Origin of the sequence: Marinibactrum halimedae (genome assembly GCF_021234875.1) — a bacterium.
Classification (GTDB): domain Bacteria; phylum Pseudomonadota; class Gammaproteobacteria; order Pseudomonadales; family Cellvibrionaceae; genus Marinibactrum; species Marinibactrum halimedae.
Genome location: NZ_JAJQVM010000007.1, coordinates 87,601 through 113,264, shown reverse-complemented (window position 1 = coordinate 113,264; position 25,664 = coordinate 87,601). Strand labels below are relative to the sequence as shown.

Annotated in this window: 22 protein-coding genes and 1 pseudogene; 9 read left to right on the top strand and 14 right to left on the bottom strand. The window is 43.5% G+C overall.

Annotation, left to right across the window (positions count from 1 at the left end):
- Positions 1-14: 14 nt before the first annotated feature.
- Genes LU351_RS06095 through LU351_RS06085 form a run of 3 tightly spaced genes read right to left on the bottom strand, consistent with a single transcriptional unit; the run spans position 15 to position 2,016 of the window.
- Positions 15-809, bottom strand: a complete 795-nt coding sequence (locus LU351_RS06095) for a hypothetical protein (RefSeq protein WP_232593173.1) — start codon at positions 807-809, stop codon at positions 15-17.
- A complete protein-coding gene (locus tag LU351_RS06090) occupies positions 809-1,618 on the bottom strand; it encodes a hypothetical protein (RefSeq protein ID WP_232593172.1) in 810 nt (269 codons plus the stop codon). Before LU351_RS06090 ends, LU351_RS06095 begins: the two co-directional genes overlap by 1 nt.
- Positions 1,615-2,016, bottom strand: coding sequence for a hypothetical protein (locus LU351_RS06085; RefSeq protein ID WP_232593171.1), 402 nt, complete (start codon positions 2,014-2,016; stop codon positions 1,615-1,617). The genes LU351_RS06090 and LU351_RS06085 overlap by 4 nt, the downstream gene beginning before the upstream one ends.
- Positions 2,017-2,232: 216 nt before the next feature.
- On the opposite strand from LU351_RS06085, the gene LU351_RS06080 reads away from it, so the two are divergent.
- A complete protein-coding gene (locus LU351_RS06080; protein WP_232593170.1) occupies positions 2,233-2,433 on the top strand; it encodes a hypothetical protein in 201 nt (66 codons plus the stop codon).
- Positions 2,400-3,269, top strand: a pseudogene (locus LU351_RS06075) (IS3 family transposase); the annotation flags it as partial. The gene LU351_RS06080 and the pseudogene LU351_RS06075, both read left to right, overlap by 34 nt.
- Positions 3,270-3,275: 6 nt before the next feature.
- On the opposite strand, the gene LU351_RS06070 reads toward LU351_RS06075, so the two are convergent.
- From LU351_RS06070 to LU351_RS06055, 4 genes are all read right to left on the bottom strand, one after another.
- Complete coding sequence (locus tag LU351_RS06070) at positions 3,276-3,671, bottom strand: hypothetical protein (RefSeq protein ID WP_232593169.1); 396 nt, start codon at positions 3,669-3,671, stop codon at positions 3,276-3,278.
- A complete protein-coding gene (locus tag LU351_RS06065) occupies positions 3,671-3,904 on the bottom strand; it encodes a hypothetical protein (RefSeq protein WP_232593168.1) in 234 nt (77 codons plus the stop codon). Before LU351_RS06065 ends, LU351_RS06070 begins: the two co-directional genes overlap by 1 nt.
- On the bottom strand, positions 3,870-5,054 hold the full coding sequence (locus tag LU351_RS06060; RefSeq protein ID WP_232593167.1) for a hypothetical protein: 1,185 nt from the start codon (positions 5,052-5,054) through the stop codon (positions 3,870-3,872). Before LU351_RS06060 ends, LU351_RS06065 begins: the two co-directional genes overlap by 35 nt.
- Before the next feature lie 333 nt (positions 5,055-5,387).
- Positions 5,388-6,545, bottom strand: a complete 1,158-nt coding sequence (locus tag LU351_RS06055) for an iron-containing alcohol dehydrogenase (protein WP_232593166.1) — start codon at positions 6,543-6,545, stop codon at positions 5,388-5,390.
- A gap of 236 nt (positions 6,546-6,781) precedes the next feature.
- Between LU351_RS06055 and LU351_RS06050 the strand changes: the two genes are divergently transcribed.
- Positions 6,782-7,657, top strand: a complete 876-nt coding sequence (locus LU351_RS06050) for an AraC family transcriptional regulator (protein WP_232593165.1) — start codon at positions 6,782-6,784, stop codon at positions 7,655-7,657.
- A gap of 126 nt (positions 7,658-7,783) precedes the next feature.
- Here LU351_RS06050 and LU351_RS06045 read toward each other — a convergent pair whose 3' ends face one another.
- The 3 genes from LU351_RS06045 to LU351_RS06035 form a co-directional block, all read right to left on the bottom strand.
- Positions 7,784-9,430, bottom strand: a complete 1,647-nt coding sequence (locus LU351_RS06045) for an alkaline phosphatase D family protein (RefSeq protein ID WP_232593164.1) — start codon at positions 9,428-9,430, stop codon at positions 7,784-7,786.
- 431 nt (positions 9,431-9,861) lie between these two features.
- Positions 9,862-12,096 carry a TonB-dependent receptor gene (locus tag LU351_RS06040; RefSeq protein WP_232593163.1) on the bottom strand — a complete coding sequence of 745 codons (2,235 nt, stop codon included), beginning with the start codon at positions 12,094-12,096 and terminating at the stop codon, positions 9,862-9,864.
- A gap of 175 nt (positions 12,097-12,271) precedes the next feature.
- Positions 12,272-13,717 carry a sodium:solute symporter family protein gene (locus LU351_RS06035; protein WP_232593162.1) on the bottom strand — a complete coding sequence of 482 codons (1,446 nt, stop codon included), beginning with the start codon at positions 13,715-13,717 and terminating at the stop codon, positions 12,272-12,274.
- Positions 13,718-14,394: 677 nt separating this feature from the next.
- Between LU351_RS06035 and LU351_RS06030 the strand changes: the two genes are divergently transcribed.
- The gene (locus tag LU351_RS06030; protein WP_232593161.1) at positions 14,395-15,234 is read left to right on the top strand and encodes a TetR/AcrR family transcriptional regulator; all 840 of its coding nucleotides are present in this window, start codon (positions 14,395-14,397) and stop codon (positions 15,232-15,234) included.
- A 43-nt stretch (positions 15,235-15,277) separates the two neighbouring features.
- Complete coding sequence (locus LU351_RS06025; protein ID WP_232593160.1) at positions 15,278-16,195, top strand: DegV family protein; 918 nt, start codon at positions 15,278-15,280, stop codon at positions 16,193-16,195.
- A gap of 428 nt (positions 16,196-16,623) precedes the next feature.
- Here LU351_RS06025 and LU351_RS06020 read toward each other — a convergent pair whose 3' ends face one another.
- The 3 genes from LU351_RS06020 to LU351_RS06010 form a co-directional block, all read right to left on the bottom strand.
- Positions 16,624-18,831 (bottom strand): malate synthase G, encoded by a 2,208-nt coding sequence (locus LU351_RS06020; RefSeq protein ID WP_232593159.1) that lies wholly within the window; start codon positions 18,829-18,831, stop codon positions 16,624-16,626.
- 302 nt (positions 18,832-19,133) lie between these two features.
- Entirely contained in the window at positions 19,134-20,087 is a 954-nt protein-coding gene (locus LU351_RS06015) for a LysR family transcriptional regulator (protein WP_232593158.1), read from the bottom strand.
- 227 nt (positions 20,088-20,314) lie between these two features.
- Positions 20,315-20,620 (bottom strand): Rieske (2Fe-2S) protein, encoded by a 306-nt coding sequence (locus LU351_RS06010; protein ID WP_232593157.1) that lies wholly within the window; start codon positions 20,618-20,620, stop codon positions 20,315-20,317.
- A 182-nt stretch (positions 20,621-20,802) separates the two neighbouring features.
- Here LU351_RS06010 and pabB point away from each other — a divergent pair, with 182 nt between their 5' ends.
- On the top strand, positions 20,803-22,188 hold the full coding sequence (pabB, locus tag LU351_RS06005) for an aminodeoxychorismate synthase component I (RefSeq protein WP_232593156.1): 1,386 nt from the start codon (positions 20,803-20,805) through the stop codon (positions 22,186-22,188).
- A gap of 118 nt (positions 22,189-22,306) precedes the next feature.
- Positions 22,307-22,597, top strand: coding sequence for a hypothetical protein (locus LU351_RS06000; RefSeq protein WP_232593155.1), 291 nt, complete (start codon positions 22,307-22,309; stop codon positions 22,595-22,597).
- A 31-nt stretch (positions 22,598-22,628) separates the two neighbouring features.
- Here LU351_RS06000 and LU351_RS05995 read toward each other — a convergent pair whose 3' ends face one another.
- A complete protein-coding gene (locus LU351_RS05995; RefSeq protein WP_232593154.1) occupies positions 22,629-23,189 on the bottom strand; it encodes an NADAR family protein in 561 nt (186 codons plus the stop codon).
- Positions 23,190-23,521: 332 nt separating this feature from the next.
- Between LU351_RS05995 and LU351_RS05990 the strand changes: the two genes are divergently transcribed.
- Both LU351_RS05990 and LU351_RS05985 read left to right on the top strand, forming a co-directional pair.
- Positions 23,522-24,430 (top strand): hypothetical protein, encoded by a 909-nt coding sequence (locus LU351_RS05990; protein WP_232593153.1) that lies wholly within the window; start codon positions 23,522-23,524, stop codon positions 24,428-24,430.
- A gap of 22 nt (positions 24,431-24,452) precedes the next feature.
- A complete protein-coding gene (locus LU351_RS05985) occupies positions 24,453-25,646 on the top strand; it encodes a hypothetical protein (protein WP_232593152.1) in 1,194 nt (397 codons plus the stop codon).
- The last annotated feature ends 18 nt before the right edge of the window (positions 25,647-25,664 follow it).

Sequence of the window (25,664 nt, the reverse complement as noted above, 5' to 3'; positions counted from 1 at the left end):
GGATTTGTTAGCGACTATTTAATAACCTTTTGATGGGACAACTGTTCATTTTCTGGGTAGGTTAACGATAACGTAGGAAGAATTGCGTGCATGATTCGGTCGGCTTCTTTTAAAGCAGTTCGACTGGTAACCGGCGTCCACAAGCCATCGCCTGTGATTCGGAATTCTAAATACAGCAAATCCACCTTAGAAAAAGGCACCCAATAATGGGCATGATTTGCATCCAACATCACATGATGTACGGTATGACCATTCACTAACGATGTCTCAATACTGACAGACTCCTCTGCACACGCTATCTCGCCACCACCACTTGTCTCTTCAGAAAGGATTTCCATATGCCCTTCTGTAGTCCGACTAAGGGAAATCGGTTTCTTCAACCTATTGGAATAATAATTTTGCAACCAAGAAAGCGATACAGTCTCGTCCATCATATTTGAATACTTTGGTCGGTCGTCATCGGTGGGCGTATACGCACTTAAAAATAGACGCAGAGCTGCCGCAGGCTCACCGTCTTCAACCGGCAACTGCCAACCACAACCGTAAAACCCCATACCGTAAAAGCCCAACTCATCAACTCTTGTGTAATGGGGCTTACCTTTGGTATTTACATAGGGCCGCCAGTCTTTATTTGGGCCGCCAATACTCCCCCACTCTTCCCACGGGGGTAAGGTTAACTTAGGCAGGGCTAATTGAAGTTTCGTTCTAAATAATAAAATCTCATAAAGCTCTGGGGCATGATCCTCTGCGGGTGGCTGCACCAACGACACCATCCCTAGTTTTCTCAAACACTGCTGAATAAATTTCATTACTCAACCACCTCGTCCATAATAGAAGGTCGAGCTGCGGCCAATTCCTTTTTAGAGCGATCAGATAAAGTAATCTTAAAATCCTTCATAAAGCGCTCCATCACCTCATAACTGTAAGCCTCAAGGGGAAGAGTTGGGTCGTAAAAGTCGTAAAAGATGTATGCCTCACATTTCATTTCCAAAACGATTAAGTGCCTTTTACTGATAGGAAAAAAATATACGAATTCTGGAGCCATTCCTACATAATCAATATATGCTTTTACACATGGGCACCCATTATGCAGGGTGATCGATAACTCGTCCGATGAAATTGGGTACACATAGGTGCCATCACCTAAATCGCCTATCTTAGATGCGCCATTTTGTTTCCCCCACATATTATGACAATCGTCTAGAATCCAATCGAATAAATCATTAGGTGTGAAAAAATTTAAACGGTTGCATAAGCTGTGCGTATTAGTCTCTTTGCAATAATGAGAGCCATAATCAACAAGCGTAGACTCAATTATAAGCCCTCCAGCATGCTCTTTTTGTAAGCGATCAACAAAATCACACCCCGTTACATAAATTTTTCTATATCTATAATTCTCATCACATATAAAATCATGCCCATATTCATCATAAATATCCAAGTCACGAGGCTTGTCGTGAATAGGAAAATGAGCATTATGCGGAGCATCAAGAAACTCTATTTGAATGCCTGAAAAATCTATTTTTACATGTGGGGCCGAATCCAAATCTGGCTTGCTAAACCTTTCTTTCGGTTTTCTATTGAAGATTGAAGATAAAAAACCCATGGCCGCAATCAAGTCTCAACCACCTCGTCCATAATAGAAGGTCGAGTTGCGGCCAATTCCTTTTTAGAGCGCTCCGACAAGGAAATTCTAAAATCTTGCATAAAACGATCTTTCACTTCAAAACTATATTCTTCAAGCGGAAGAGTTGGATCGTAAAAATCATAAGAGTCATACACATCAAATTCCATTTTTAAAACAATTAGATGTCTCTTACTAATAGGAAAAAAATATACAAACTGAGGAGGCATACCCTCACAATCAATATCTACTTTTACACACGGGCAGCCATTATGAATACTAACAGATAACTCATCTGATGAGGTAGGATATACAAACAATCCATCAGCTGACCCCCCCTCCTTAGCTGCCCCATTTTGAGCACCCCAAACTGAATGACAATAATTCAACACCTCAAAAAACAAATCCTTAGACTTATAAAAATTAAAACGATTTATAGTGGCCTAATAATTCCGTACCAACCAATAGATGGTATATTACCCTCAAAGACAGGTATGGTATATGACAAAAAGAAGAACATTTTCTATTGAATTTAAGGCTGATACGGCGGCACTGGTAATTGATCAAGGTATAGTATCAAAGAAGCTAGTGAAGCAATGAGCGTGGGCGTGTCTTGTGTTCAAAAATGGGTTAAACAGCTAAAGAATGAGCGCCGAGGAACTCCCCCGCCATCAGGAAAAGCACTGAGTCCTGAGCAGCAAGAAATTCAGCAGCTGAAAGCGAAAGTCAAACAGCTAGAGTTGGAGAAAGATATTTTAAAAAAAGCTTCAGCTCTCTTGATGTCGGACTCGTTCAAAAGTGCGAAATAATTCGAACATTGAGAGAGCAGTATAAGCAAACCACTTTACTCCAAACTCTCGGCGTAACTCGCAGCAGTTATCAATATCGTATGCAGATGTCGACCAAACAGGATTCTGAACGTCAACAACTGCGTGAAAAAGTAGTGGAAATACACACTCAAAGTCGTGCGGCGGCAGGCTCACGTGTGATTTCAGCCAACTTGAAAGCACAAGGGTTTTCTGTCGGTCGCTTTAAAGCGGCTCGTTTGATGAAGGAGGCCAAAATTGAAAGCAAGCAGCCTGGGAAAAAGCACTCTTATAAAATTGCCGATAAAACGTCTTCAATCGCCGATAACCATTTACAGAGAGGCTATGATGTAGAGCAGAAAAACCGTGTTTGGTGTGGTGATGTGACCTATGTTTGGAGCGGTAGTCAGTGGTTGTATTTGGCATTGGTGATTGATTTATTTTCACGCCGAATAGTTGGCTGGGCTTGTTCAGATAGTCCAGATACAGAATTGACCATGAACGCCTTTTTATTAGCTTATGAAGCTAGGGGAAAGCCTACAGGAATCCTTTTTCATTCCGATCAGGGGTGTCACTACACCAGCCTTGCCTACCAAAATATGCTTCGCAGGTACGGAGTTAGGCAGAGCATGAGTCGTCGAGGTAATTGTTGGGATAACATCATTATTGAACGAACATTTAGGACTTTTAAAACAGAATGGATGCCAAAAGAAAGGTATCAAAGCTACTCAGAAGCGAAGACGGATATTTATCAATTTATTCGACATTTTAATCATCATAGGCTTCACAGTTACAACGGCTATGTAACACCGGCAGCGGCAGAAGAATTGAGTGCTTGAAAAATATTACGCATGGTACGGAAATACTTGACCACTATAATTCGACAAGCTATGTTTATTAGTTTCACTACAATAAGTTACTCCAAAATCGGAAATAACAATTTTAACAAGAACACCGCCTGCATGTTTTTTTTTGTTAGAATAATCCAAAAAATTCCAACCTCTTACATAAAATCGCTTACTTCTTCCATCTTCATCTTCAAAAAAACCATTTTCAAAAACATCATAGATATCTAAATTACAAGGCTCATCATACACGGGAAAATTAGCATTATGTGGTGGATCTGTGAGCTGTATATGTGTTCCAGAAAAATCAATATCTACTTTTGGTGAGCTATCAAAATTTGGCTTACTAAATCGTTCTTTAGATTTCTTACTGAAGATTGAAGATAAAAACCCCATTATATTTTCCCCGTAATTTTATGCTTAAGCATGCAATATAAACTTTTCCCAAACCCTCCAAATTGCTTATCCATTGTGGCATTAAGATCAGCAGTATCAGCAAACGGGTTAAGGTGAGGGTTTATTTTAGGGTCGGCAATTTTGGTCGCTTGCATATTTCGAAAACCGGTAACACTGGATTTTACAGAGTGGTACGCTTTATAACCAGAAAAAGCCGCTGCCATTCCAGCCATAGCCGCACCTACTGGTGTAAAGGGCAATATACATTCCTGCGGAAACAGCTGAGGCTGCACCGCTAGCCCAGCCAAAAGCACCAGTAAACGTCGACATGACTTTATTTCGCATACTTAAATTCTGTTGATAGAGTGCTGCCGCTTTTTTTTCAAAACCAGGCCATTTTCTCAGTTCATTTTGCAACTTTTTTTGATTGTCAAACTGCGCTTTTATAGCAATCTGGTCATTTTCCTGTATTTTTTGCACGTCCATATGTAATTTCATATTGTGCCTACGCATTAAGGGAAGTATCTCAGTTAAATCTTTGCTTGGATTTAAAAACAACACTGTGTGATTGCCCAAACGCTTCCCTTCTGGCATGAATCTAAGGGCTTCATACAAAAGATGAGCTCCATCACCCAATACTCCCCAGAGAATTTTTTCATCAGAGTTTACTAACGTTTCGCGTAAGCTATTCATTGCCACATGGCTATTTACACTATTACAATTATACGGCTCACCTTTGCTATACATCACCGGCGGGTTAAAAAACAGGCTGTACTCTTTTTCTTGACGAATATTCACACCATTATCAAAATCTGAATACGAGAAAGCTTTACCTAAAATGGGAGGCATAACCTCCTGAGCCGCTTGAGTTATTCCATCACAAAAGCCATTAATCGCCGCCACTTTTGTTTTAACCTTCCTTATTGGTTTTTTACGGTTGGTAACCACCCAATCATGCCTATTCTCCAACCTCACATGATAAACCCCAGGGTTATCATCTCCAAAGCGTCCAATATCGATATCAGTGATATAAACTCCACCCGGGTTTCCATTGACTTCTTGCTGTATAATCTCATAAGTCACATGGGTTATACCAAATACCGAAATATGACTTCCAGCATGCCGCTGTGACGTGTAACTGTTAATATTACCTGCTACTGCTTTGAGTTTGGTTAACTCATGAAAAACCTTGAACAACTCGTCTTCTTTTAACTCGCCAAATTTGGGGGCTAAGCTGAGATCAATAAAGACTTTTCGGCCACTGCGGCCATCTGTTGTCGGGTGAAGTAACGCATAAGACCCACCATTATCAACGATATTTCCGTTATTGTTATCTTTAAAACCGGCCTGATAAGCAGCCTTGAGAAAGTTAGGTGACGTCATACACAGTTCCTTTTTTGTCATCTTTGGATAGAAGCGTTAAACACACTCAAAAAGCGAAAGCTCCCTGAGGGTATCTTACTGGAAAATTGGCAGCACTCTGCCCCAGCGAGAGAGTCTAGTGCTTACATCTAAAGTTTACAATGTAATGGCAACACAGTTACGAGGGTTTTGTCGTCTTATTCACTATTATTTTTAAGGAATGTGATCAGCGACAATACTGAAATAAGCTTTATTCTAGCAGCCCAAATTTTTTTTGAGTGAATCGATAAAAAACTTTATAAGACACTGCCCAGTGCTAACGCACCGAACAGTATTGAAGTATCTGATTTCAGATTATTTTGCGGCAATTAAAATTTTCTTCACGATATCCAATGTTAAATCACCACTTTCTGACAAAGCCGTTAACCCCATTTTTTCCATGTTATTTACGATGGTCTCAATACCATTATCGTCAATGCCATAGTGGGTAATATTCGTAACGATATCCAAGGAGTTAAAAAAGGCTTCGGTTTTATCAATAGCCATATTAATTTTTTCATCGTCTGTGCCATCAGTAATGGCCCACACTCGTTCTGCGAATTGCACTAACTTTTCGTACTTTTTCGCTTTTCGCTCACGCAAAAGATGCGGAAGAATAATAGCCAATGTACGTCCATGAGCAATACCATACATAGCCGTCATTTCATGGCCTATCATATGTGTGGACCAATCCTGTGGCACACCAACGCCAATCACACCATTTAATGCCGATGTGGCAGACCAAATAAAGTTTTTACGAGCCTCAATATTGTCATTATCACGATACGTCACCGGTCCATCTTCAATTAAAGTTTTTAATACACCCTCGGCAAAGCGATCTTGAATTTTAGCATTCACCGGTACAGTTAAATATTGTTCAATAACATGCACAAAGGCATCGGCGACACCATTGGCAATTTGCTCTTTGGGCAAGGTGAATGTGAAGTCCGGGTCAAGGAAAGAAAATGTCGGGTAAACCAACGGCGACATAAATGGGTATTTCTGTTCGTTGTAAGTTATCACACCCGCCATGTTCATTTCGGACCCCGTTGCCGGCAACGTAGCAACACAACCTAGCGGCAAAGCTTCTTTTTCAGGAACGGGGGTAAATCCATGAAATAACAGATTATGATGCTCACTGTCTTTTTTAGCCGCCAACGCAATAAACTTAGTACCATCCATAACCGAACCACCCCCCACGGCCAGTAAGAAGTCGACACCTTCTTTCTGAGCGATTTCCACTGCTCGCATCAGCGTTTCATAACGCGGATTCGGCTCAATACCGCCAAATTCAACAACTGATCTGGATTGTAGCCCTTCACGAACCTTATCAATAGTGCCGAATTTTTTTGCACTTTGACCACCAAAGGTGATCATCACTTTTGCGTCTGAAGGAATGAGCTTATCCAATTCTGCCAATCTATTTTGGCCAAAAACAATGTGGGTTGGATTGTAGTAATCAAAATCTAGCATGGTCTTTTCTCTCAGGTCTTATCAACGATACACATGCACTATAGTAAATAAAATACCACCTTTGGATACACAATAGACTTTTTATCATGCACAATCGTTCAAACTAAGGTTTTTATTACCAATTCGATGGTGAACCCAATTTCGCAACGGGTTAGACTATCTATTGCTTAAACTATCTATTGCTTAAACCACACGGCTTAAATTGTTACCCCTAAACCAGCAACCTCTTATTACCCATGTCAAAGAATTTATCTAAACTGAATGCGCTTATTGAACAAATGGCCATCAATGAAGGCTCATCTTCTTCAATGATTGAAGGTGTTGGCGTGTATCGTTCAGCTAAATCACCTAAATGCGCCCCTCATTTTTATGAACCCTTAATCTGCCTTGTCAGCAGCGGAGAAAAGCTTTGTCATGTAGGTGAATCCACTTTTCGATATCAGGCGGGCGATTTTTTCATCAATTTTTTGCCCATGCCGGTTAGCACCGAAGTCACCTCCAATGAAATACTCTCTGCCACACTCAATATTAATTTAGTGAAACTGGCGGACATGGTCCTTCGTATTGAGCGCGAAGAAGAAGCTCATCCTGATGTGGCCAGAGCAGAAAAGTCACACTCGACCTCATGTGTTGTGGTGGGTAAAGCCTCTGAGGTTCTCACAGATACCTTTATCAAACTCTTGACCGTAAGTAACCACCCATTAGAGGCAGCCATTTTAGGTGAATCGATTGTAGATGAGATTTATTATCGAATATTAACCAGCGAACATGGCTACGCGCTTCGTATTTTATTAAATCAATATGGTCAAATTCAGCCCATTTCGAAAGCGGTCAATTTTATTCATAATAATATGGATCGAACAATACAAATCCACGAATTGGCCAATATTGCCAACATGAGTAAAACTTCTTTTTTTAACGCATTTAAAAACTTAATGCATGTTCCACCCATGCAGTATGTCAAATCCACCAAATTACAAAAAGCACAAGCTTTATTAAAGCAAGGAATGCAAGCCAACGAAGCCAGCTTTCATGTTGGTTACAACAGTTTTTCTCAATTCAGCCGCGAATACAAACGCTTTTTCGGGTTTCCTCCATCACATACTCACTAAAGTAACAATTTGCAAAGGGCGACTTTTTAAATTCAAAAAAAACGCTAAGAATATTTAAATAATATAAAAAAAGGCGTTACAGATATTCACTGTAACGCCTTTTGAGTACTTTTCTCTTAAAACTCTTTAAGAAAGATTACCCAGATTCCAAATCGACTCTAAAATTTCTTCAACAAAATCCGGCACCAATGGCGCGCTCTCTGATTTTGGTGTGCTGACCTGTGAATTATTGACTCTAGTTAAACGGTTTTCGCCATCTCTGGTTTGGAAAACAAAGGCTAATTCTTGATTACGATTACCTTGCTGGGTAATGCTTTGCGCATGATACCACTCTGCTTGAATACGATCGGCATTCACATCCAACAACACGTAACCACGACGGGTCAATTCCACTTCTTTTAAATGGGGATTACCGCCCAATAAAAGTCCACGGAACGCATTATTAGAAAGGCCGGGAGAGGTCACCGCTGGGCACACAAATTCTACCGCTACAGAGCCTTCACCAGTATCGCCATCGTAGCCTCTACGAGGGTCACGACGTAGGCTACGGTAAGGGCGATCGGCTACATCCAATGCCCAAGAGGAATGGATATCACCGGTGATAATGGCAGTATTATCGATATCGTTATCTTTTAAATGATCAATAACACGCTGACGCTCTCCTGGGTAACCGTCCCACTGATCTAAGTTATAAGGCGTTCCCAAAGCACGAACAAAAGCCATAATGACTTGTTGCCCAAGAATACGCCATTGCACGCCATTGTCTTTAGAATCTGACAACTGATCAGCCAACCAATTAAATTGGGTGTCCCCTAACAAACGACGAGATTGACTGTTCGACGGGAAAGACGGTGCTCGGTCACGACCGTACAAACGCGTATCCAACATCATTAAATCCATCAAATTACCAAAGGTAAAACGACGGAAAATACGCGCAGGATCATTCGCGTCTACCTGACGAATTGGCATCCACTCATAATACGCACGAACGGAATCGGCTTTACGATCAGTCCAACGCCCTTCACTGCCTTCTGTGTGATTTTCGGCACCGTCTTGGTAGGCGTTATTGGCGGATTCATGATCATCCCACACACAAATAAACGGATGCTGACGATGCACCTCTTGCAGGTCTGCATCGGTACGATATTGCGCATACCGTTGACGATATTCCGATAAATTCGTGGTTTCTCCACGGGGCTCTGGATTTCTTCCCGGTACATCACCGTATTCACCATCGCCATACTCGTAGATGTAATCGCCTAAGTGCAATATTGCGTCTAAATCTGGACGCTCTGCCAACATGCCGTACACATTAAAATAACCGTAAGCGTAATTAGAGCAAGACACAAAAGCCAGACGTAAATGCTCAGTAAAACCCGCAGGCAGTGTTTTTGTGCGGCCAATTTGAGACACCTGTCCTTCGCATTCAAACTGGTAATAGTAAGTGGTATCTGGGTCAAGGTTGGTAATATCCAACTTGACGGTGTAATCCTGATTTTGATCGGTGATGGTTTGTTGTTCAATCACCACCTGTTGAAAGTCAATATCACGTGCAACACGATAATTCACAAATAACGTGGTTGGAATATCGTCAAGAGGTGTCACACGGGTCCAAATAATCACTCGATCACTTAATGGATCACCACTGGCAACACCATGATTAAAGGTTGCAACGGTACGATCGGTAATTTCTGCATTGACGGCACCCGACGCAGCAACGCCAGCCCCTGCAATTAACACAGACTTTGAAAAATTCCGCCTTGAAATGGCCATAAGACTCAACCCCGGTGATGTGGAAAATTTGATTTCGTTTTTATGATGAACGCAGTGTAAAACGAGCGTTTGTTAATTCACTGCGGGGGCAATGTAATGGCTAGTGGTGACTGTTTAATGACTGTTTTGTGAAAAGGAGACACAGTCTTTGTGATAAATTGACCTGCCTCTGCAAAAAAGAATAAAAAACAAACAACTCCAACCGTTGTATCTCTAAAATTGCTCTCTGTTTTCGTTTTCTATTCCTATTCCATAAAAAAAGCGCCAATCAATGGCGCTTGTTCATAAAATTTCAACATTGAGTCCATGAAAAATTCATCTGTTGATTTTTAATTCAATGGCATCCGAAAAGTTAAACCACTCGTTAAAAAAAATTTACAAATTTATTCTCAAAAAAGAACTTATAACACTGACCTCAAAAAGCAGGATACTTAAAAACGATAATTTGCTGTTAACGAATAGGTGCGAGGGTTACCGTAATAACCAATAATAGAGTCTTCCGCACCCAGCCCTAAAAAGTTGTAGCCCCCTACCCGATACTCTTCATCGGTAAGGTTTTTACCGTGCAACCCAACGGTCCAATTTTCATCTGTGCTGGTCCAAACAATACTGGCATCCCACAGGCTGTAGCCTTTTTCATCCACCAAGGAGGCATTATTGGGGAAAATACGCGTCTCATCCCGATAAGAAGTGGACACACTCCAATTGATACTGCCGATATTCGCCACTGTATGGAAATAATTGACCGCAAGAAAAGACGTCCACTCTGGCGTGAAAGCAAATTCCCACTCGTCTGCCACATTCACAGGCCCACTTTCGGTGTCGGTAATTACCTCGGTAAATTCGGCATTGGTGTAGCCCACACTGCCGGTTAAGCTTAAGCCTTCAGTTAATTGCGCCGAGATTTCCAATTCAGCACCATCCACTTCTGCTTTGCCGGCATTCACCACTGCACTGGCAAAGGTGGTGCCGCCATCGGCAGAATTTTGCACCGTCACTTGTACATCATCGTAATCCATGCTGTACAAGGCGGCATTAATACGCAAGCGGCTGTCCCACAATTCCGTTTTCATGCCCAGCTCAATACTGTCTACGGTTTCTGGGTCATACCCATTTACCGTTTCGGGGTTCAGCGTGGCATTACCACGCATATCAAACCCACCACTTTTAAAGCCTCGACTGAAGGCCCCATAAGCCATCAACATTTCATTAAAGCGATAATCCACACTGACGCGTGGAGAAAACTCACTCCACTGCTCATCATTCGAATAATCCGTACTCACTGAAAGCGTCGAAAGGTCTCGTCCTCCCAAACGTGAAGATAAACCCTCTACAAATAACGAGGAACGAAAAACCGACGCGTCTTTTTCATCGACGGTGTAACGAGCACCCAACGTGAGCGCCAATGCCTCAGACACATCGTAGGTGGTATGGGCATACAACGCGTAACTGGTCGTATCCACCGTGCCGGATGTAACCGCATTAAAATTGCCTATTACATTGCTGCCATCACCAAACACGTCGGTACTGTCGAACGCACCCAATAACACATCAAACGCTCCCGACGCTGTGCCCTCATATAGATAAACACCACTGACGATGGCTAAACGATCGCTGGTGTAGTTGAGTTGGAATTCTTGTGTGGTTTGATCGTCTTCATAAATGGCGGGAACGTGCACCGACGGCAACGAGGTATTATCAAAATCAATATTGGTGAAGGTCTCTCCTTCACGATACGCCGTGATGGATTTTAACGTCACCGAGTCTGTGACATCCCACTCAGCCGTTAAAGAAACCCCTGAACTCTCCACGCTATTGAACGTACTCATGTCTGCATTGGAGTCGTAAACACTGCTGGGGATTCCCTCATCGGGCACACGCAAGCTTTGTGTTAAACGATGCCCACCTTTCGCATTGGAATCGTCCTCGGTGGAATCGGCGGCAATTCGAATCCATAGCGCATCATTTGGGGTAAATTCAATACTGAACCGACCAGACACAATATCCTTATTGTAATTTTCATCGTCATTGAGAATAAATTCACCGAACCCATCACGAGTAAATCGGGCAATTGCCCCTCCTACCGCCACGGTATCGCTCAGAGGCATTTGCCCGGCCACTGACACATCCAATTGCCGATAACTCCCCACCGAAGTGGTTACCGATAATTCCTGTTCACCGCTGAGCCGTTTCGTCACATATTTTAACGCCCCGCCAATGGTATTTTTTCCATACAAAGTGCCTTGGGGGCCACGCAACACTTCAACACGTTCCACATCATACACATCCAGCACCCCCGCCTGTGGGCGCGCCAAATACACATCGTCCACATAAAGCCCTACACCAGGCTCAAATCCCCAAAGCGGGTCTGCCTGCCCAACACCGCGAATATATGCTGTTAATGTCGAGTTTGTGCCCCGGCTGACTTGCAAAGTGGTGTTAGGCGCTATGCGTTGAATTTCAGTGATATCGGCCACCCCTCTGTCGGCCAAAGCATCCGCACTTAACGCCGTTACAGCGACAGGAATATCTTGCAACGACTGCTCTCGGCGCTGTGCGGTGACCACTACTTCTTCAAGTGCCACTTGTGATTGGGCAACCGCCGTCACTGAAAACGAAGACGTGATCGACACGGCCAGTAAAGACATGACAAGTGATGCAGGCATCGTGCTCTTTAAAAATGCATTGGTTTTAACTAAATTGTTTTTAACTAGCTTGTTTTTCACTAGATCGTGTTTAGCTAGATCGTATTTAGGTACACCGTGTTCCATTATCCAACCCTCACTTGTTGGGGCGCCCAACACACCCTAGACACCGCTTTTTTATTTTTAATAACAAGATTTATTTACGTGCCGCCACAGCAAACCATCCCTGACGGTCTATTGCCAACGCCACACCACCAAATAATAACGCCATCAAAATGGCATAACTCGCTGAAACAGCAGGGTTGGTCACCCCCCCCACCGTATTCAAAATAAGATGAATCACCAGCCCCATTACCGCTGGCACAAAGACCGCCCACAGAGGTAGCTTTTCTTTAAAAATAACGCCAAATAAAATCGGAACAACCGATGCCGCAGCCAAGCCGTACACCCCTTTTTGCGCAAACAAACCAATTAACGGAGGCGGGTTCCAAGCCAAAAACCCTCCCACAACACCCACGGCAACCAATACCCATCGGGAAAGCTGCAACGCGCGGGTTTCATCATGAGTAATAGGAATCACAATGTCTTTTACCACCATGGCAGACAGTGCCACCAAAATACCATCCAACGTGCTCATTCCCGCTGCCAATAGTGTGATAAAAATAAAAGCCAACAGGTATTGCCCAAAGGTACTTTCACTGAACTCAGCCAACAGATATTCACGCACCACCACGTCTTGATCTGGTGTTTCAATGCCTGATAATCGAGCATAAAAGCCGATACAAAGAATGAGAGAAAAGCAAAAGGCGACCACCACCGTCGTCGTTATAAACTTTCCGATGTCTTTCTCGCTTTTTAAATACAATATTTTGGTTAGGATGTGCGGCTGAAGCATTAATGCAAACGTAATAATAAAACCACTGGCAAACACAGAAAAAAAACTAAAATACAAATCGCTAGAAGGATTTAAAAAAGACGCATAATCTTTACTGACCGACTCCAATGCCGTGACCACACCACCGGAAAAGTACGGCAGACCTTCCACAAACAACAAAACCGCAATCAATAACATCATGATGCCCTGTAACGTATTCGTATAGGCATGGGCATAAGTCCCTCCCATCAGCACGTAGGAAAACACAAACAACAATGTGATAATTAAGGAGGTTTTTTGATCAATTGGAAATAATCCACTCATCAGCAAGCTGCAACCGACCAAAATCAAAACGACAAACGTAATCGACAATAAATTAATAAAGGCAAAGAACAAACTAAAACTGCGGGTTTGATAACGATGATAAATCCAATCTGGAATGGTTAATGCCACATATTCATTGCCCTGACGCAAAAAACCTTTACTCAACACTAAAAAAGCAACTGCCATTCCTAGAATGGCAGAAACACCATAATGCAAATACGCCGCTGCTCCATGGGCATAAACAAAACCAGGGTTGATGACAAATGTCGCCGTAGACGCCACGGATGCCGCCAGTGTCACTCCCACCAAATAAGGGCTCATGTCTTTATTCCCAATTGAAAAACCCTTAATATCTCGGGTTCTTCTCATGCCACGCCACGATAATGTGTAAATGACCACAACATAAAGCCCACACAATACATACTTAAATAACTCAGGTGTCATTAGTGCGTTTTTTCCATTTTGTACTTTGTACCGGCATAATCGCCGTAAGGTAAAACAATAGATAAAAGAAGTTAAAACAAATCACTTGATAGCTAAATGGTACCGCAGACCGTTAACGGTTTTATTATATTTTGTTAGGCTTTTGCAAAGAGAGAGGTATTGCAAGTAGAAACATCGCAATAAACTATCAAATGCCACTAATTTATATAGACATAACACTGTATTTCAAACCTATACCGTCGTTAAAATCAATGAGCAAAGCTATTTCAGCGCCATAAATATGCACGATAATGAACAAGCACGACAAAAGAGATACGAAAAATTAGAACAACAACATTAAGGCAACAATATTAGAGCAACAACAAAAGAACGACCGAAAACAAATAACCAGAGCTACGAGTTCAGATCTCAAAGCTCTTGTGCGTAATCGTTATCAATCCTTTAAGATTAAAGAGCAATCTGATTAAGATTAAAGGACGGCCCGATTAAGAAAACATAAGGTGATTACTTTCCAGCCACTCTATGTAATTTAAACTATATTCAACATACGTTGAATACGCAACACCAAGGCTTTATCGACTTTACAAAAAATGAAAAAATGGCATCTTAAACTTCTTTAAACGCGTTAACACCATAAAAATTTTTTGTGTTAATGCGTTTGTGTTAATGAAAAAGGTATGCCATTCATCATTATAAATATTCACGCCATTTACCCTATCCAGGTCATTGTGGAAAGCGTTTTGGAGAAGATTTTGAACCACTCAGTGAACAAGACCAACTCAATAAAGCAAAATGCGGTAACACAACACCCTAAAACTCCGCATTCAACAGAACAGAATGAAACAATATTGAGTTCACACACCCCAACAATATCCCGTGAGAACATCTCCAAGCGAGAACGCATTCTTGATGCCGCTGAAATCTTATTTGCTCAACATGGATACGATGGCGTCACGCTTCGAGAGATAGCCAAAACCGCTGCCGTCGACGTTGCACTGGCCAATTACCATTTTGGTAAAAAACTGGATTTATTTCATGCCGTGTTTGATCGACGTGCAACACTATTAAGCGAAACGCGCCAAATGCTATTGCATCGCAACAATGACAAACCTCAAACCTTGGAACAAATCATAGAGGCATTTTTACTGCCCTTAAAAATGGCGCAAAAAACAGGTGACGCGGGTTGGCGACACTACTTGGCCTTACTCGCTCAAGTGATGATTTCTCCTGTTTGGAATACCGAACTGATGCCATCGGTGTTCGACAAACGTGTTTCAGAATTTATTAGTGCGCTGCAAGAAGTCTTTCCCCATGCGGATGAAACCAAGTTGCACTGGTGCTACCACTATATGTCTGGTGCACTGGCTCTCACATTGGCCCAAACCGGAAGGATTGATCGTATTTCTAATGGGAAGTGTCGATCGGTTGATTTTGACGCCGCTTATGAAAATATGGTGCCCTTTATGGCAGCCGCACTGCGTGGCGTCTGTGACATCAGTGCAGAGATCGAAAAATAAAAGCATCCGTTATATGACATGACTTCCCTATTGGAGGCAAATCATGAATATGCAACTGTTAATTGATCCATCCTGCGACCTGCCAACCAGCATCTACGAAAAATACAATGCACGAATCTTACCGACATTACTTAAACTCAACGGTAAAGAATTTTTAGATTATCGTGGTGATCAATACTCCGGTTTTTATCGGCAGAAGAAATACGTGTCTGGAAAAAAAGTGGATACCGAACCCGCCCCTCAAGATGTTCTTACAAAAGAGTTAACTGAGGCGGCCAAGGCAAACGATCATGTTTTAGTTATTACAGCCTGCCGCAAGCGCAGCCAAACTTATTTTAGAATTCAACCAATTATTCAATCTCTGCAAGATACGGTTGCCGCTAAAATTAAAGTGGTTGATAGTCGATCTCTCTTTGCAGGAGAAAGTGTACTGGCGGCCCACGCACTGGCACTATGGCAGCGAAAACACGATTTCACCGGCCTTCGCCGAAAACTCGATGCCATATCAGATAAAATTTATTGTTACATGGTGCCGGCTGACTTAATGCACGTTCGCGAGCGCGCTCAAAAACGAGGCGACACCGACGTATCCTGGCTCTCTGCTGCACTGGCCAGTACGATTGATGTATGTCCTATTGTGCTATTCAAAGACGAAGAAAATAAAACACTGGATAAGGTGAAAGGGTTTAACAATGCCGTTGATAAAGTCCTCAACAGCGTGTCCAATTTTATTGAGCGTAAACCACTGCTTTGCCCGTATTTGTCCATTACTTATGCAGGTGGCTTAGAGGAAGTAACAGAGCGAGAAAGCTACCAACAACTGCTTCAAAAGGCAAAAGAGAGACACATCAAGATATTATTGGCACAAATGAGCCTAACCAGCACCGTTCATATCGGCTTAGGCGGGTTCACACTGGGCATGGCCTGCGACGATGAACCTTTGAATTATGTCGTGCATTAATAGGCACCCAGCCTCGTCTCTCATGTATTCTCATCTGTAGCCCGCCTTGCGGAAACGGATTTTTCCAGCTTTTTTTGTACCATCTTAAGCCGACGCGCTTCAAATTCTCGATCACTTCGGATCATTAATACCACGAGAAGTAACACCCCTATACAAATCCCCAGTATAAAAAACATTGCGCCCTCATCTACTATTCCGTCGTCATTTTTCACCCAATCGCCACTGATTCAACCACTACCATGAAAGCATGGTTCATGATAAATCAACTAGCGTGCGACCAGTTTAGATTGTGAGACCATGATAGTTAACAGTTTAATCTCAATTTATCATGCTAGCGCTTGCATTTATTAATATCCATATCCTAAAAGTAAGAAACGCCCCAAAAGGACGTTTCTTGAAAGTTAACATAACGCAGTAAATTTATTCTTCTATGTATTGCTTTTCCGTTTCGCCACTTGACGATAATGATGTAACAAGGGTTCAGTGTATCCGTTTGGCTGTTCAACGCCTTTTAACACCAAATCCTTTGCCGCTTGGAAAGCAACGCTGTCATCGTAGTTGGGGCTCATAGGTTGATATAGTGGGTCGCCGGCATTTTGCTCATCAACCACTTTGGCCATACGCTCTAACGTTTCAACCACTTGGGCTTCATTGCAAATACCGTGGAATAACCAGTTACACATATGCTGGCTGGAAATCCGAAGTGTGGCCCGGTCTTCCATTAACCCCACATTATTAATGTCAGGGACTTTCGAACAACCTACACCTTGATCAATCCAGCGTACTACATACCCCAAAATACCTTGTGCATTATTATCCAATTCCGCTTGAATAATTTCAGGCGTTAATTGGCTTGGGTCGGCCAATAAGGGAATTTGCAAAATTTCATCCACCGAACCACGAGGGTTGCCCATTAATTCATTTTGAATTGCGCGCACATCCACTTGGTGATAATGGGTTGCGTGTAAGGTTGCCGCATTAGGCGATGGTACCCAAGCAGTATTGGCACCGGCTTTCGGGTGCGCTATTTTGGCTTCCAACATATTCGCCATTTCATCAGGAATGGGCCACATGCCTTTACCGATTTGCGCTTTCCCTTGCAAACCCGCTTCCAAACCACAATCCACATTCCATGCCTCGTAGGCATGAATCCACGTTTGTTGTTTCATGTCCGCTTTCGGTACAACCGGACCGGCTTGCATACTGGTGTGAATTTCATCGCCCGTACGATCTAAAAAGCCGGTGTTAATAAAGACAACACGATCATCCGCCGCCGCAATACACGCTTTTAAATTCACCGATGTACGACGCTCTTCATCCATAATGCCGACTTTTAGGGTTTTTGCTGGTAACCCTAATGCTGCTTCAATGCGCTCGAATAAATTAACGGTAAACGCCACTTCTTCTGAGCCGTGCATTTTGGGTTTTACAATATACACACTGCCAGTTCGAGAATTGCCGCCGGTATTTTTTAAATCATGAATGGCAATTAATGAGGTAATTAATCCGTCTAAAATACCTTCTGGTACTGGATTACCATGCTTATCAAGAACCGCATCAATATCCATTAAATGCCCGACGTTACGGACAAACATTAAGCTACGACCGTGCAATGAAAAACTTTCGCCTTTCGCAGAAGTGTATTCACGATCGGCATTCATGGTGCGCTTAAGAGTTTCGCCGCCTTTTTGGAATTCTGCACTTAAATCACCGCGCATTAATCCTAACCAATTCCCATACACTTCGGCTTTATCTTCGGCATCCACAGCGGCAACGGAATCTTCACAATCCATAATGGTGGTAATGGCCGCTTCCATAATAATGTCTTTCACACCAGCGGGGTCGGTTTTGCCGATGGGCGATTGTGGATCAATTAATACATCTAAGTGCAAGCCGTTATTTTTCAATAAAATTGAGGAAGGGTTATTGATTTCCCCTTGGTAGCCCACGAACTTTTCCGGTTGGGCCAAAGTGGAAGTACTGCCTCCTTCTAGGGTGACGGACAATTCACCATTCTCAATGGCATAACCTGTCGCATTGGTATGGCTGCCTGATGCCAACGGGGCGGCCTGATCCAATAGGCGGCGGCCAAACTCAATCACACGCTGGCCGCGCACTGGGTTGTAGGCGCCGGCACGCTCGGCTCCATCACTTTCAGAGATGGCATCGGTGCCATAAAGGGCGTCGTACAAACTGCCCCAACGCGCATTCGCCGCATTTAACGCAAAACGCGCATTTTTTACCGGCACCACCAATTGCGGCCCCGCCTGCTCACGAATTTCCGTATCGACATTCTCTGTAGTCGCACTGAACGGCTCAGGCTCGGCCTCCAAGTAACCGATGTCGGTTAAAAAGGCTGTGTAAGCGGCCTGATCAATCTGACCTTGTTGAGCCGGGTTATCTTTGTGCCATTGGTCGATTTGCGCTTGCAGGGAATCGCGCTTGGCTAACAAGGCTTTATTGACGGGGGAGAGGTCATGAATAATTTGAGAGGCTTGAGACCAAAAGTGATCGGCATCCACATCCGTACCCGGAATCGCTTGTTCCACCACAAGCTGATAAATCTCTGGTGCGATGCGTAATCCAGAATGCTCAATACGTTCCTGACCGGCGTGGGTTGGCTCATTTGCTGCCATCGTATTCCCCTCTTTGTTAACAGACTCTTGTTGACGAGTTCTTGTTGATGAACTCTCGTTAATCAAAGGCCGTGAGACTGCGCATTGATGAATCGTTGCCAGTCGCGGCCATTGATAGGCTGGTGATTATCGTTTTTATGTAAATGACGGTAAGCGCATTAACTATAGCGCTCACTCGATAAGAAAAAGTCTATGGAGGCGGGAAAGATTTATCTAATTTATCATTGTTATCTTTGCTATTCCTTTTGAAAATAGACACTTTTAATGCCAACGGTGACGGGGCTCGATAAAAGAAACGCCTCTTAAAGCACCGAATAGTCGTCCATCCCCCTCGCGACATCCATCAATAATCGGCGAATCCAGCGATGCTCCGGGTTATGTTGCAACAAAGGGCTCCAAGCTAAGGTCAACTCCAACGGCGGGATTTCAAACGGCGGCTCCAACAAGGCCACTTTCGGGTTATTTTCATGCAAGCGAGCCGCCTTGGAGGGCAAAGTGACGATTAAATCTAAGGTCTCGGCCAAGAGCATGGCAGCCTGATAATGCCGGGTAAATACACTGATGTTGCGCTTTTTGTCTATTTTATTTAGAGCCTCATCCACCCACCCTAAGCGTTGGACATCATCCGGGTTCACCCCCACGCCAATACCCATGCCGGTCTTACTCACCCAAACATGTTTGGCTTCTAAATAGACCTCCAAATCAAAGTGGTTTCGAATGGGGTTATCGGCATTCACCATGCACAAGAAGCGATCGCGCCAAACCGGAATATGATGGAACGATTGCGGTAAGGAATCAAAACGGTTCACCGCCAGATCCACCTTACCCTGCTCCAAATCATGAAAGCTCACATCACTGGGAGTCATCACATCCAAGGTTACATTGGGTGCCAAGTCTCGCATTTTGAGCAGCACCTCAGGCAAAAGAGTCGATTCCGCATAGTCACTGGCCATAATACGAAACACACGATGACTGGATTCTGGGTCGAAGTCTGCCCGAGGCTGAATAGCACGCTCTAACTCTGAAAGGCTGCGGCGAATCACCGGCTGCAATTCCAACGCCCGCTCTGTAGGCGTCATGCCATCACTGGTGCGCACTAAGATTGGGTCATTAAATAAATCTCGCAAACGACGCAAGCCATTACTCATAGCGGGCTGGCTAATCCCCAATATGGTCGCCGCTTTTGTTACGTTTTTTTCACGCAGTAAGGTATCCAGATACACCAATAAATTCAGGTCAACTCGATCAATTTGCATTCAGTTCACTCGCGTCTAAAGCCGTCTACTCATTTTATGGAAAGTACTACTGAGGAAGTACTACTGAGAAAACACCACCAAAATTTCTTATATGAATACTAAAGATTATGAGTATAAATCAAAAAAATCTCGAAGGGAGGGAAACGAAGGAAAAAATAACGAATGTGGCGCCATTTAAGTGCACCCTCATCCTAGTTAAGAGCTTGAGTAGTAGAGAGGGTGCCAATCTAAAGGTTAATACCGATGGTATTGCCCTCGTACACCAGCGGAATACCATCAAGCTGCCCCGGCTGACCCAAGGTAGGACGACCACTACTGAGATGAAATGCCCAACCATGCAAAGGGCAATGAATGCAGCCTTCACTTAATTTACCAAAGGTCAGCGGCGCCCCCTGATGTGGACAGCGATTGTGAAAGGCATAGCGTTTGCCATCCCAATCTTGAATCAACAACACTTCAAGGTGATCAATTTTGAAGGCACCGACGTACCCATCATACAATTGATGCAATTTCACCAATGGCTGAAAGGCCATTTTGTTTTCCTTTATTGAATAAATAAACACTGACCTTGGCAAATAAATGCACAATAAACCACCAAGGCGCTTAGAAACTGATAACCCCTCTCTCCTAGCTTAGAAACCACCATTTTCGTGTACGAATTATGGTGTACTCGCTTTTATTCGAGAGGTAAAATGCGCCGCACATCAGACGAGCGATGAACAGCTATAGGACACCCCCTTTGTATTCGGTTACCGACCTCCCTTATTTCGACAACCCCTGTGAACTCTTTAACGCCATCGCTCATCTCTCTGGCGCCATCTGGCTTGATAGCGGCCGTCCTTTCAGCACACTTGGGCAATACGATATCTTTAGCGCTCTCCCGATAGAGGTAATCTCACCCTTTAACCATCATCAAAAAGACTGCCCATTTGATCGCCTTAAGACATTATTATCCGCATTACCCGAGCTGCCCAACCATAAAGACACCCCATTTATTGCCGGTGCATTAGGGTATTTTGGTTACGAATCGGCGCAGCAAGCCATCGGCGTTGCTGCCAACAACCCAAAGCTTGTGGACTTACCCGATTATGTTTGGGGGCTTTATCCTCACGCCATTGTAATGGATCACCATAATCGCACTTGCCGCTTTTATGCCCTAGAAGGTTTTGAGTCTTTTGCTCAACCTTTGCGTGACTGCCTCAATCAAACTCGCACAACCCAACCCTCTTCTTTTTCATTGTGGGAGCTGCAACAGGCACAACCGCGAGAAAATTACGTCCAACAACTGGAACGTATTCACCAGTACATTCACAGTGGCGATTGCTACCAAGTAAACTACACGCATCCGTTTTCAGCTCAATGGAAAGGCGACCCATGGCAAGCCTATCAAGCCCTAAGGCAATCCATGCCCTCTCCCTACTCTTGTTTTATGCGACTTCCACACGGCGGCGCCATCATGAGCCTATCGCCCGAACGCTTTATTCAAGTGAAGAATGGACACATCAACACCAAACCCATTAAAGGCACCCGACCACGGGCTAGCGACCCACAACAAGATCATGAACATCAACACGCCCTGCGCAACAGCCTTAAAGATCAGGCAGAGAACCTGATGATTGTGGATTTACTGCGCAACGACATGAGCAAACACGCGCAAGTGGGCAGCGTTAATGTCACCAAATTGTGGGATTTAGAAACCTTTGCCAACGTTCACCATTTGGTGAGCACCATTGAGGCCGATTTAATCGAAGGCAGCCATCCGCTGGATTTGTTGCGAGATGCCTTCCCCGGAGGTTCCATCACCGGTGCACCCAAAAAACGCGCCATGGAAATTATTGACGAGCTTGAACGCTTCCAGCGAGGAATCTATTGCGGCGCCATCGGTTACGTAGGTTGTGACGGCAATATGGACACCAACATCGCTATCCGAACCATCGGCATGGACTGCCAGCGCCTTGCCTTGTGGGGCGGCGGCGGTATCGTCGCGGACTCCAATACCGACAGTGAATACGCCGAAAGCCTCGTCAAAATCAACAAGCTGCTGGAGACGCTCAAACGTTTCGATACAGAACATAAAAAGAATCCCTCCCCCTGCCATTGATTTTTTTTAATCTTCCACCATTTACTACACATGACGAGGGGCAGCCCTCAAACAAGACAATACATCAGCGTTAAATCGCCTATTTAAGGGTATTTAGCGCAAAGACAGGAGAGCAATCGTGAAAATCACTCTAGTAAAAAAAATATTGGCCGACGGCTCCCCTTGTAAAAAGTGTGGTGAAGTCATCGCCAAATTGGAGCAATCGGGCCACATGGGCTTAATTGACGAAGTGGTCGTCGCCGACGAACGCGACCCAGAGAGTGCAGGCCTCAAAATTGCCAAAGCCCACAACGTCGAACGTGCGCCTTTTTTTATGATTGAGAAAGACGGTGAATCACCGGAAATTCATACCGTGTATTTTAAGTTTTTGAAAGAAGTATTGGAGCCAATGGCTCAGAAATCTGATTAAAAATGCCGTGATGAGAGCTCAGCAACCTAATTTATGCACCTGCTTTATAGGTAAGTTGATCTCTCACTTCCATGAGCGAGAACCCTAAAAGATTAAGACCTTTCCATAAGTTTGGGTTTTCACATGCCCGATTGTCTTGAGCCAAACCAATGCCCCATATTTTATCTACTGGGCTGGCTTCGACTAATACTCGATTTTCGGTATGTAACAAAAACGCCTTAAGCTCTGAATTTTGAGAGAACTTCGCAAGGTTGGCATTGACTACAATCTCGAATCGTTTCTCATCCCATAATTTTTGTTCGAAACCCAGCACGCCACGGCCAATGGCCTTAGCTTCTCCTGGGTTCTTAGCAGAAAGCACTTTCTCACACGCGTTAGTATCGCCAAACAACTTTGCTTTGTGATACATCATGTAGTGCTCAGCCGTGATAAATTCATTTCCATCTTCTTCGAATTTTGAACTATACCACTGACTAAAGCAGCTCTTTGTCACTTGGTTGCCTTTTTCTTGATGCCCCCAGAAAAAGATATATTTCACCGTATTGCCTTGATTAACGAAATCGATCAGTGCTTTTTTCGTTTTAATGTTCAATGTTTCTTCCGATATTTGATGTAGGTGAATATTCAACGCCAGTCATAGGCTAAAAAATACAACATTATTGTTGAATATAGGTTAAAGATATTAACCTATTGAGGTTGGTAAATTGATGAAAACTTTAGCCACACCCAGTATGTGGCATGATGCGACATCCTTACGGAATAGTGGGGAACGTCTCAAAACTGGCATAATAGATTTTAAATTTGACACACATTGTTTGTTTAAGATTTGCACTACACTTTTCCGATCATTGATAATGGCCTGCACTAAATTCAACAGAGGTTGAACTAACCAATGTTCACTGAATTTCTAAATATGGATATTGCATGAGTTTTATTCATCAACTTTTCGCCTCCCGCCGTCGCCCCTACATTCCGGGGAAGAACAAGCGGGACAAAATCACCATTAATTTTTCCGGCAGCATATTGACCCTAGAGCTGCCACCGAGCCACTACAGCGAAGGCTTAGGGAAAGACAAGCCCATCCCAGAAGTCGTCAATCTTTACGAGAAAAGTGATTTCATCAGTGATGAAGATTTACCGAGTTGGCGACGGCAGGGGGTTAGCGTTCGATCCATTATGGGACGTCATTTAGAATTACTTGGCCCACCATGGCATCCCCAACCTACCTTAGGACTCATGGACTTTAGCATGGGTGTTCGTCATATGGATACCATGCCTGAAGGCATGAGCTTGTTTAACCCTGAGCATTTAGAACAAGCCACACTCCGCAATATTTATTTTAATGGCCCAGGCAATCCATTAAATAGACATGTTCAAGGGCCCGTCAATTGGCAGGTTAGAGAAACCGATTCAGGTACATGGCTATACACCGAAACTCACCCTAGGCTCGAAAATAGGGAGCCTGATGACGACTCACCATTACCTGAAGAATCGTCCTTTATTAGATCAGTTCTTCTGATGGCTTTGACTGATAGACATATGCTCAGTATGGGATATCGATATATTGGATACAAACCCGTTGTAGACTGTTTACGCTCGATGAATTCAATTCGAGATTCTGTGTTCAATAGTGTTCAACTCACTCTTAGTAATGAGTCACAAGACAAGCTTAAACACGCTCAAAAACGCTGGCCCAATGCACAAGCCTGTGAAAATCGAACTCCTGAACCCTGGATTTATCCCATAGTGCGCAGAGGAGACAACAGTATCGGCGAACCCAATATTGTTCTCCTAGAGCCTGGATCTCCTCCCCCAGAATTTACACCCAATTAATCTCTGAAATTAAGGATAATTAATGAAACCTCTAAACCCTACCGAATACACAACCATATTAGAAAAAGGTCGAGATATTAATGTTTCTCGTAATGTTTTTGTCAGTAAAAAGCACTTGAGTCGATGGCAGGAGCTACAAACGACCCACCAAACCAATTTTTACCGAGCCAGTATTTTTCGCATGGTGTATAACCTTGGCGGCATCTCCGAGCAAAGAGACAGCCAAATACATAGCATCACCAAACCAGGTGTTCAAATAATTTATCGCTTCAATGGGGGCGGTGACACCTACATAGAAAGCATCTTATTTGGGGATCAATTCCAACCAGAAAGTATTCAACAAAACCCAAATATCTACGAAGTTATCTGTAGTATGAATGAAGAAGGGAAGCCTGAATGGAATACCAAAGATAGCCCTACAGCAAGATTAATGCTCTCTCACAAATGGGATGGTCTCCATGGCTCGCATCGTATAGCCATTGGTGGAAAATATGAAAATAAAGAATCCGCAGGAAGCACGCTTATTGAGCACATCAAAAATGCCTATGCTATTCAAGATAAAATGTCAGACATCCCTGATAACTTTTATACGTTAGCTTGGTTAAATGGAGAATTTCACAAGCCCAATAGCATTAAATTAGTGCTCGATGCCATTATCACCATTGCGGCTCAGGGCGAAAGCGTAGACTGGCTGATTCAAGGTAATGCCTGTGAAACTTTTGCAAACGTCATGCAGGCACTATCGAAACACCCGCGCTTACAAGCAGAAAAAACTTCACCTCATCCTATGGATGGAAATAGCCTCGAAAGCAATTTGAAAAAACAACGTGTTTTCTTCTCCAACCCGCGCGGCAAAGGAGTGAGAGAAGAAGAATTGGAAGCACTCTGTAACGCTTCAGGATTAACGTATCACGGCACGCGTATTAACGCGTATGATTGGCGAAATGAAGATGCGTTGAGAGCAGTTGGTCATAACATCTCGGTTTCCGTTGTTAAAATAGCGGGTAGTGGCATCGTCACTTTCACAGGGGCTCAATACCTTGAGCCATTGTATGAAATGGCAAAATCGCCGATGACGAACCCTGATATTATGCTTGGACTTGGCGTGGCTTCTGCGGTGTTACTGAAAGATTTCGTCATCAAATATGGCGGATACGGACGAAATATTCCTAAGGCCTGGAAAGCTACCGCCGGCCAAGATCATTTACAGTGGTAGTTGCAGATCCCAACAACC